Below are 8659 nucleotides of genomic sequence, written 5' to 3'. Positions count from 1 at the left end.
CGCGCGGCTGAGGACCCCCGGCTGTCACCGGCCGACGCGGTGCGGCTGCTGAACGACCCGGAGGCCCACGTCCGCGGCACCGCGGTGCGCAATCCGCGGCTACCAGCCCGCGTCCTGGCCGGGCTGCTGCACGACCGCGACACGGCATGCGCAGCGGTCACCAACCCGGCGATCCCGGTCCCCGTCCTGCACCGCATCCTTACCGCGGCCGCGGCAGCCGTGGCAGCCCCGCCCTGAACACCGACACCCCACACGGAGGCCGTGGCGGTCCGACGCTGAACTCCGGCACGCCCAGCCGGCCACCCCCCTACTCCAACTCCGCGACCACCCGCCGTACCCCGTCGTACGTGCGCCGCCAGCGCACCTGCAGGGTTGGCCGCGACGTCGTTCGGCGGCCCCACCCGGGCGGCTGGAATCGGCCCCTACTTGAGCATCGGCAGCTTTCTCAGACTGCGGCAGAGACCTGGCCCATGCCGGCACGGGGACCGCTTCGAGCCGTCATGGATCTTCACGAAACGGGGCCGCTTCGAGTCGTCATGCCGGGGCCGAATTACGACGTCGTAGCCACTCCATGTCATACGTTGGCTGCCGCTTCGCCGTCTTCGCTCATCCGGCGCAACTGTCGATCAGGCATGCTGCCATCGCGTCCCATGCGAGGATGATCGCCGCACGGACGGAACCGGATGCTCCAGCATGGGGGGAGGGGCATACTGGGAGCACGCACTTTCGCGTACAGGTGCAGAAGGCCTCCGGCGAACACGCCGAAGGCCTTTTTGCTTAGCCGTACGTCAGGCGACAGCGTGGAGCCCGCCCTTGCCCGGCTTCGGCGGCCGCTTGCCGTAGCCCGGGACCATGATCGGCGGGGGGCCGCCCACGGTGAGCTGCTCCGTCATGGACTTCTCCAGCTCGGCCTGTGACTCGTAACCGGCCACGGCCGGGTTCAGGGCATACCGGTGACCGCGACCGTTGCCGGAACGGAGCACCAGGCCGCGGTCGACGAGCAGGGCCATGGCGCGGCTCATGGAAGCCTGGCCGACGCCGAGGACCTCATCGATCTCCGACTGCTTCATGCCGACCGAGCCCCCAGGCTCCTGACGTTCGACCATCACCGACAGGACATCGATCGCCGTCGGGGTGAGCTGGAGCTGGTACAGCATGCCCAGCAGGCCCGTGGTGTTGAACAGCATGGCGAGGATCCCTTCGGTCAGCCGACCTCACCCCTGGCGAACAGGGTGAGCTCGGGGGCGAGTTCGTCGGGGAACTTGCTGTCAAGCGCCAGGGCTCGCAGCTCGGCGAGGAAGTCGTGCTGCTCCTTGCCGTTTCCGTTATACGCCACGCGGGGGTTGAGCTGGTAGGACGACCGCTTCACCTTGCGGATCAAGTTCTTCTCACAGAGAGCGTCCAGGGCGTGGCCGATGCTGGTGCGCTTGACCCCCAGCTCGGTGGCGATCTCCGCGTGGGTGACCTCGATCCTTCCCTTCTTCTGGCGTCCGATCATGTTAGACAAGACCGCCGCCTGCAGCTTGCTGATGATGTTGTGCATCAGGCAGTACGGCAGGACACGGCGCAGGAAGTAGTTGCTGACGAGGGAGTAGCCGTCGGAGCCGAGCATGTCGTGCGGCGGCCGGCGGTAGACGACCGCCTTGACTTCGTGGACCGGTCCCTTGCCGAACTGCTCGGCGATCATGCGGGCCAGGTCGGTTCCGTCATCGGCGCGTACGGGCCGAACCGGGTTGGGCTTTTGAGGGCTTGGGCTCGCGCGCCATGAGCGCAGGCCCTCTGCCGCTGCATCCATAGAGATGATCCTTTCGCATACAGGTGCTCGGCACTGTACGGCAATAGTTGCGGCCATCCGCATGTTACGCGCCGAAGACTTGCTGATCGTCACAAGTCTGTGTCGACAGTGGCCGACACTCGGGCACGGCCCGCAGCCGTTGCCACCAAGGGCCCCCTTGGGACTGGGACCCCTTCCAGCGGGGAACCTCCTGAAGCCCACTCCTCGGACCAGCGAGGCAGGAGTTGCGAACAGCCGCATGTTTTCATGGAGCGTTGCGACTATCCGCAAGTTTCATGGGCAGATGTGGGCGACCACCGACACCCAAAGGGACCAAATGTCGGCAGCCGCCGACATTCGACTTCACAAAACCGCAGGTCAGACGCGTGATTCCCTGACTTCCTCTTAACTAAAGAGCCACCACGCACTTCTGACGCATGGTCACCAACAACAACACACATCCTCATCTGTTGCCGAGCTCGCTTCGCGTGCCGGCCTTCTGCTTACCTGCGGGCTGTGGACAGCATCAGCGGTACCGAGTCTCGGGTGGCATCTACCGTGACGATCAAAAACAAGGAGGCGTGGCTGAGCAAAGGAACGGTGCCGCTGCCCGGCCCTGGGGGGCCAGGCAGCTCACGTACCTCCGTACCTTTATAGCCAGCGCTCCGTGATCTTTGGATCCGTTCGTCGGCTGAGGTATCAGCGTGTGGCGGGTCCCATGCTTGCCATGGATTCGCATGACGCGCTGATCGGCGGCAGCAGCCACCGATTGAAAACGAGCAGCCCGACGTGCGCGCCGCTGGCTCGCTGGCGAGGCTGTTCGCCCAGCCCGACCGGCTCCGAAGCTTGATGTCACTGGAAAAGGGCCCGGCCGCCGACCCGCTGCGACACCATCGTCCTATGTCCAGCGAGGAGACCCCCGACGCCATCGCCCGCGCCTTGCGCGCCTGCGCACAGATCAGCTGCCCCAAATGCGAAGTGGAGCCCTGGCAGCACTGCCGTAACCGCCTCGCCGCAGCAGGCTGGATCAACACCCGCTTCCACAAGCCCCGCCAGATGGCCGCTGGAGCGCCCGCGATCCTCGGCCCCGTGGGAATTCACCACTTCCGGTGGCAGAAGGTGGTCAGCGCTCCGTGGACCGGCGCCCAGATCCAGTCTCCCTAACCGGCACCCGTCAAAGGATCTGCTGGACGAGCACGTCCGGGTGCTCCACAAGCTCCTGGTTCCGTCTGACGTCGTGGCCGCGGAACCCCCACCAGCGGCAGTGAAGGTGGCCCGCCAAGAGGCTCCCGTCGATGACGAGTTGCCCGTTCCCACGGGATCCGTGCCGCTCCAGCTGTGCCAACAGGCGCTGGACTCGCTCCGATACCGGTGGGCTGAGAGGCATCCGTAACTCCTTGGTGCAAACGAGAGCGCCGCGCCCGCCACCGCGCGGGCGCGGCGCTCCCGGTTCCGGGGACGTCCGTTCAGACAGTGGTGTTGGTGCGCGCGATGGTGTCAGCGAGGTGCAGCAGCGCCGCGGTGTTGCCGTGGATAGCCGTCGCGATCTCTTCGACGTGGGCGCTGTTGAGGAGGTCGGCGTTGAGGCCGTCCATCGCGCGGATAGCCTCGAGGCGGTGGTCGCGTTGGGGGCAGTGAATTTGGGTGACTCGCGCCGTGCGGCGGCGACGTCGGCGAGCGAGAGCAGCAGACGAACGCGGCTGAACCGGGGCCGGTCGTCCTCCCAGCCGACCGTGTGGAGTTCGACTTCCTTGTCGTCCTCGCTCCAGGCCGCGCGCACCTCGGAGTAGCCGTACGGCTCGAATTCGGGCTCGGTCAGCCTGGCGGGCCGCAGGTTGCCGAAGTCGTCGGCGCTGGCGGGCTCGACCGGCCGGATGCCGAGTTCGACGAGACGGGCGTTGATCAGGTCGGCGTGACGGCGGGCACGGAGCAGCCTGGGGCCTCGGTGTCGAGCCGCTGCTCCTGGTGGGCGGCTTCTGCGGCGGCGAGCCAGTCCGGCACGCCAGGCTAGTCGGTGCAAGGAGCGGTCATCGACTCTTCTCCTCGGGTGTGTTGGGGTGGTTCGGGGACCGGGTCAGGCCTCGGAAGGGGCGGACGACGATCGCTCCCTCAGCGCGGCGGACTCCCACGTTGCGTGGGCCAGCAGCGGGTCGCCGGCCGAGCCACTGGAAGTGCAGCCAGTCACCGGTGACGTCGGGGGCGCAGCGGGCACAGTACGGGGTGACCACGGTGACGGGCTGGCCACGTTCGAAGTACACCCGGCCAGTCATGCCGCTCACCGACGGCGCGCTGTCTCGGGTGTGGGGTAGGTGTAGCAGTCAGGCTTGCCGACGCTACAGGCGTAGTCGATCTCGCTGCCGGTGCTGTCGCCGATGTACCCGCCCCGGTTGACCACGAGGACTTCGTCAGCGAGGTCCCCGCAGGTACAGGTCGTCCAGGACCAGCTTGAGGCGGTCGGCCTGGGTGGGGTTGGCCCACAGCGGATGGGGCTGTTTGAGATCGCGGCCGGGCGCGAGGCCGATCCGGCCAGCCGCGGTTTCCGTACCGGTTGGCTTCGGCGATCGGCCACAAGCCGCGAAGGCCTCCGGCGCGAATCCGTTCCAGGACGGTCCTGAACGCGGCGTGATCGCGGCCATCACGCGCCACCGCCGTTCACGCGCTCGTGTATGTCGATCAGGGTGGCGATGGCGTCGGGGTTCTCCGCCAGGCCGACCCACTGCCCGAGCACGGTGAAGACGGGGACCTGGTCGCGGTCGGCGTCGAAGACGCCGACGTAGTCGCCGTACCGGTCCATCACCATGTCGCGCAGGACCGGGATGCGCGCGGTGTCCAGGACCTCCAGGGCGTCGACAGTGAGCCGGGCGGCCTCGCCGGGCGCCTGGGGCTGGACCAGGGTTCCGGTGACACGCAGCAGGTCGCCGGGCTGGATGTCGATCAGCAGCTCGCGGGTGATCCGGGGGTCTCCGCTGCTACAGGCCACAACCGTGTCGGGGGCGTCCTGGCGACGGTGTCCGCGTCGGCCGGGCGGACGATCAGGTCGAAGGTGACGGTGCCACGCGGGCCTGGGACGGATATTGCGTCGACCCAGCCGTCGATGGCGCAGTGCTTGGTGTCCATTAGCTGGCCTCCGCCGGGGTCTCAGTGGTGCGAGGGGAGCGGGGTCGGGGGGTGTACTGCGCGAGCACCAGGAGCTCGCGGTTGCGCTTCTTCTCGGCCTCGGTGAGCGGCCGGGCCTTCGCACCGTGGTGGTGCCAGAGCGGCGAGGCGGGCGGCTCGGGGTAGGCGAGGGCGTGGTCGGTGCTGTTCATGAGGGCCTCCTGGTGGAGGGATCAGGCGTGGTCGTCGTCGCACCGGCGTTTGGTCTGGACGTCGGAGGCGAACCGCCGGCGGCTTGCCTCAACCGGGTTCGCGGCGATCCAGTCCTCAGCGCACTTCCCCGTCAAGTTCTTCTGTTCGGCTTCTTCAAGTCCGTGGCTTCACGCAGCTTCTGGCCGCTGAGAAGATCACCGCCATGACCATCTCGTTCCGCATCGACCGAATCCTCGGTGACCGTCCCTTCGCCGAGGTCGGTGATCCCGTCCTCACCGTCGATGACGAGGACCGCGGCCTGCTAGCAGTGGCAGGCACGCACGTGGCAGTGGCGGGCGTGCACGAGTTCGGCAGTACTGCGCCGGTTGGTGTCTATGGCATCGATGATCTGACCTGCCGAGCGCTTATCCGTGCGCGCTATCCCGTGCACGCCATGGCTTTCCACCCCAGGCTCCCCCTTCTTGTAGTCGGCACGGGCGACTACGACGGCGGCTACTTCTTCGAAGGGGAACTGCTCCTTCTGGACCTGGAGACGGGCAGCGCCACGTCGCTCATCGAGCACGAGCTCGGCCGCCAAGTCCTGGGCTTGGAATGGCTCAGCGAACAGGAACTACGGGTGCTAATGGCACCGCCTGACGACTGGCAGGACAAAGACGCGTGGAGCGAAGGGCACGTCGCGGTGGTGCATCGGCCCGACTGGAGGGTCGTACCACCCCGGTCGATCACCGGATATGACCTGGCTGGACCACGGGGAGCGGCCCCGCGAACCGACCGTCGAGAGGATGCCCGCCAGACGGTCTCCGGTCTGAGTACGAACTGGGACCCGCGACGCAACGTCCGCGCGGTTGAGGAATTGTCCGACGGCAGGATCGTGGCGACGCTCGATGGGGTCCAGTTGGAGTCCTGGCTTCCTTCGGGGCGACGGCAGTGGGCTGTCCGGGACGATGATGGTGGCGGCCGTGACATTGTCATCGCCGCAGATGAGCGATCGGCCTGGGTTGGTCTGGTGCGGCCTCCGTGGGAGGAGCGTGCTCAGGCCGTGGTCCTGCTCGCGCTCCAGGACGGGGCGCAGCTCGACCACCTCACTCCTGCCGGCGCGGTGTCCCTGGTGCGATGTGCTGACGGCCTGCCCGCCCTCGCACCCGCTGGGCGGAACGGGGAGCGGAGCAGGTTGCGTATTCGGCGTGGCAGCCGGATCTACTTTCGGGAAACCGTTTCCACGAAGGGCGGGCAGCAGCCTGGCCCAGGTGAAGCCTGGCTTGCGGCAGCGGACCTGGGGTCCATACCGGTTGCCGAACGTCCGCGTGAGCCGAGGGGGGCGGAGGTCGATCATTTGTGTCCGTACTCCTGGAAGCCAGGTGAGACACACTTCGCCGGCCCCGGCGTGGAGACCGCCGATGGTGACCTGATTTATGCCGGCACTGTCTACCACGGCCACGGGTTGCAGCCCGGCGGGTCGTTCGTCGTACGGCGCATGGTGGCCAGTGAAGAGCCCACTTGGGTCTTTCGGACAGACCGGAAGGCCACGGACCTCGACCACGACATGGAGACCGTCTACGTCACGTACGACGACGGCGAGATCGTCGGACTCGATCTCCGTGACGGCGACGTCCGCTGGCGTCGTCACCTGCCTGTTGCCGGAGTACCCGCCGTGGCGACCGCGCTGACCGTTACCGGACCCGGCCGACTGCTCATTGGCACCACCGACGGGCGACTCCTGGACTGCTCGACCCTCTAGGAAGTGCTGATGCGGTGAGGCACGCTGCGAGGCTTACCGACCAGAGCAGCCCTCACGTCGTCGATCGAGGGAATGGAATGACGTTGTCGGAGGCCGGTTCTGGTGACGCTGCCTTCCCTTGCGTGAGAACGGCGCTGGCGAGAGTCAGGCGAGTGACCAAGTCGCGGAGCTCTTGGATTTCGGTTCTCTGCTCGGCGATGGTCTCGTCGATCCGGTCGCGGATCCTGTCCAGCTGCGCCCACGTCCGCCGCAGTTGCTGAGCGAGCCACTCGGTGTCGGCGGGGACAGCGGCGAGGAATTCTCCGAGGGGGAGGGGTGAGTCGCCTGGTGCCGAGAATGGCAATGGGCCGGCCGTCGATGTCCTCGATGAGACCGGCGTCGCCGCCGCGCTGCCGCCAGCCGTCGGGGACGGCCTGCAGGCGGGTCTCGATGGCGGTCAGGCGGTCAGTGTCGGGCCGGGCGGGGTCAAGTACGCTTTGGCCGGGCGGACTTCCTCTTGTGTGAACAGCTCGGTGATTGCGCTGCTCACTGTCGGGGAACCTGGCGTGGTGCAGGGGCTCGCGGGCGAGCTGCCTGTCCGTCCAGTCGTGGAAGGCGCTGGTCTCGCGGAAGGTCATGCCCCGCTCCCGGGCGGTTTCGTAGAGCGCCTGAAGGGCGTGGTCGTCGCCCCGACGCTGATGGGGGCAGGAAAGCTGTCTGGCGAAACGCCCTAGGGCGTGTGTCGTAAGTGGATCTTGGTCGTGAGATGATCTCGGTCCGTGGCGCGTGGAGATCTGACAGACGAGCAATGGGCGGTGCTGGAGCCGCTGTTGCCCAGGGGCAAGAAGCCGGGCCGACCGCCGATATGGACAAGGCGGCAACTGATCGACGGCATTCGGTTCCGGGTCCGCACCGGTGTCCCGTGGCGTGACATGCCGCAGCAGTACGGGCCGTGGGGCCGGGTGTACGACTTGTTCCGGCGCTGGCAGCGGGACGGCACCTGGCACCGGATCTTCACCGAACTGCAGGCCCGGGCCGACGCCGAAGACCTGATCACCTGGGACCTCAACGTTGACTCCACTGTCGTCCGGGCCCACCAGCATGCCGCCGGGGCGCGGAAAGGGGGGCCCTGCAGAAGGAGCCACCCGGAGGCGTTGCCGTCGAACCGGCCGACCACGGACTCGGCCGCTCGCGCGGCGGCCTGACCACCAAGCTGCACCTGGCTGTGGAGCAGCGGCAAAAACCCATGTCGGTCGTCGTCACGGCCGGGCAGCGGGGTGACTCCCCGCAGTTCGAGGTCGTCCTGGGCCGCATCCGGGTTCCCCGCCTCGGTCCTGGCAGGCCTCGCACCCGGCCGAGGCGGGTCCGCGCAGACAGGGCGTACGCCTCCCGTGCAAACCGCGCCTACCTGCGGCGACGCGGCATCCGCTGCACCATCCCGGACAAGGTCGACCAGGCACGCAACCGTAAGAAGCGCGGCTCGTCCGGTGGCCGGCCGCCGAAGTTCGACCCGGTCGACTACCGCGCGCGGCACGCGGTCGAGTGCGGCATCAATCGCCTCAAGAGGCACCGGGCCGTGGCCACGCGGTACGACAAGTTGGCGGTCCGCTACGAAGCGACCGTCCTCGTAGCGGCCATCAACGAGTGGCTGTGACCAGCACATTCGATACACGCCCTAGACGCAATGCCGTGACTCTGTTGGCGATCTTGTGAGGGTCAGCTGGTGGCGGTGCAGAGGGCGTGGAAGTGGCTGGGTGCCCGCTGCTTTCGGGTCGGACTGACGATCCAGTCGGCGATCCGGGTGACGTTGCAGGCCAGAGCGGTCAGGACGTGCTGGACGTGGGTCTTGCGCAGGCCCC

At 67.6% G+C, this 8659-nt stretch carries 10 protein-coding genes and 1 pseudogene; 5 read left to right on the top strand and 6 right to left on the bottom strand.

The annotated features are described in order from the left end of the window. Positions 1-237: pseudogene (locus tag ACIPSA_RS51180) on the top strand (hypothetical protein); the annotation flags it as partial. Between the two features lie 551 nt (positions 238-788). Here the strand turns inward: ACIPSA_RS51180 and ACIPSA_RS51175 are convergent. Both ACIPSA_RS51175 and ACIPSA_RS51170 read right to left on the bottom strand, forming a co-directional pair. After that, positions 789-1187: a MarR family transcriptional regulator gene (locus ACIPSA_RS51175; protein ID WP_402649156.1), complete on the bottom strand. Its 399-nt coding sequence runs from the start codon at positions 1185-1187 to the stop codon at positions 789-791. A gap of 17 nt (positions 1188-1204) precedes the next feature. Next, a complete protein-coding gene (locus tag ACIPSA_RS51170; RefSeq protein ID WP_402649153.1) occupies positions 1205-1795 on the bottom strand; it encodes a replication/maintenance protein RepL in 591 nt (196 codons plus the stop codon). Between the two features lie 879 nt (positions 1796-2674). Here ACIPSA_RS51170 and ACIPSA_RS51165 point away from each other — a divergent pair. Then, the gene (locus ACIPSA_RS51165; RefSeq protein ID WP_402649150.1) at positions 2675-2938 is read left to right on the top strand and encodes a hypothetical protein; all 264 of its coding nucleotides are present in this window, start codon (positions 2675-2677) and stop codon (positions 2936-2938) included. Positions 2939-3240: 302 nt separating this feature from the next. Here the strand turns inward: ACIPSA_RS51165 and ACIPSA_RS51160 are convergent, their stop codons facing one another. Beyond that, positions 3241-3369, bottom strand: a complete 129-nt coding sequence (locus tag ACIPSA_RS51160) for a hypothetical protein (RefSeq protein WP_402649147.1) — start codon at positions 3367-3369, stop codon at positions 3241-3243. Positions 3370-3509: 140 nt separating this feature from the next. Here ACIPSA_RS51160 and ACIPSA_RS51155 point away from each other — a divergent pair, with 140 nt between their 5' ends. Further along, positions 3510-3785 carry a hypothetical protein gene (locus ACIPSA_RS51155; protein ID WP_402649144.1) on the top strand — a complete coding sequence of 92 codons (276 nt, stop codon included), beginning with the start codon at positions 3510-3512 and terminating at the stop codon, positions 3783-3785. 394 nt (positions 3786-4179) lie between these two features. Here ACIPSA_RS51155 and ACIPSA_RS51150 read toward each other — a convergent pair whose 3' ends face one another. The 3 genes from ACIPSA_RS51150 to ACIPSA_RS51140 form a co-directional block, all read right to left on the bottom strand. Further along, positions 4180-4410 carry a hypothetical protein gene (locus ACIPSA_RS51150; RefSeq protein ID WP_402649142.1) on the bottom strand — a complete coding sequence of 77 codons (231 nt, stop codon included), beginning with the start codon at positions 4408-4410 and terminating at the stop codon, positions 4180-4182. After that, positions 4410-4754 carry a hypothetical protein gene (locus ACIPSA_RS51145; protein WP_402649139.1) on the bottom strand — a complete coding sequence of 115 codons (345 nt, stop codon included), beginning with the start codon at positions 4752-4754 and terminating at the stop codon, positions 4410-4412. The genes ACIPSA_RS51150 and ACIPSA_RS51145 overlap by 1 nt, the downstream gene beginning before the upstream one ends. Positions 4755-4890: 136 nt before the next feature. Further along, entirely contained in the window at positions 4891-5082 is a 192-nt protein-coding gene (locus tag ACIPSA_RS51140; RefSeq protein WP_402649137.1) for a hypothetical protein, read from the bottom strand. A 203-nt stretch (positions 5083-5285) separates the two neighbouring features. On the opposite strand from ACIPSA_RS51140, the gene ACIPSA_RS51135 reads away from it, so the two are divergent. Together ACIPSA_RS51135 and ACIPSA_RS51130 are read left to right on the top strand one after the other, a co-directional pair. Further along, positions 5286-6821, top strand: a complete 1536-nt coding sequence (locus tag ACIPSA_RS51135) for a hypothetical protein (RefSeq protein ID WP_402649135.1) — start codon at positions 5286-5288, stop codon at positions 6819-6821. 758 nt (positions 6822-7579) lie between these two features. Next, positions 7580-8454 (top strand): IS5 family transposase gene (locus ACIPSA_RS51130; RefSeq protein ID WP_402649132.1). Its coding sequence is split into 2 segments (ribosomal slippage): positions 7580-7922 and positions 7922-8454, totalling 876 coding nucleotides; the frame shifts between segments, so codons are not numbered across the junction. Positions 8455-8659: the final 205 nt, after the last annotated feature.

The sequence above is a fragment of the Streptomyces sp. NPDC086549 genome (assembly GCF_044746205.1).
Lineage (GTDB): Bacteria > Actinomycetota > Actinomycetes > Streptomycetales > Streptomycetaceae > Streptomyces.
This window is presented reverse-complemented; position numbering and strand designations above follow the sequence as displayed.

Coding starts and splice junctions, on each gene's coding strand:
- ACIPSA_RS51175 (WP_402649156.1), bottom strand. CDS start 1,187: ATGCTGTTCAACACCACGGGCCTGCTGGGCATGCTGTACCAGCTCCAG.
- ACIPSA_RS51170 (WP_402649153.1), bottom strand. CDS start 1,795: ATGGATGCAGCGGCAGAGGGCCTGCGCTCATGGCGCGCGAGCCCAAGC.
- ACIPSA_RS51165 (WP_402649150.1), top strand. CDS start 2,675: ATGTCCAGCGAGGAGACCCCCGACGCCATCGCCCGCGCCTTGCGCGCC.
- ACIPSA_RS51160 (WP_402649147.1), bottom strand. CDS start 3,369: ATGGACGGCCTCAACGCCGACCTCCTCAACAGCGCCCACGTCGAAGAG.
- ACIPSA_RS51150 (WP_402649142.1), bottom strand. CDS start 4,410: ATGGCCGCGATCACGCCGCGTTCAGGACCGTCCTGGAACGGATTCGCG.
- ACIPSA_RS51140 (WP_402649137.1), bottom strand. CDS start 5,082: ATGAACAGCACCGACCACGCCCTCGCCTACCCCGAGCCGCCCGCCTCG.
- ACIPSA_RS51135 (WP_402649135.1), top strand. CDS start 5,286: ATGACCATCTCGTTCCGCATCGACCGAATCCTCGGTGACCGTCCCTTC.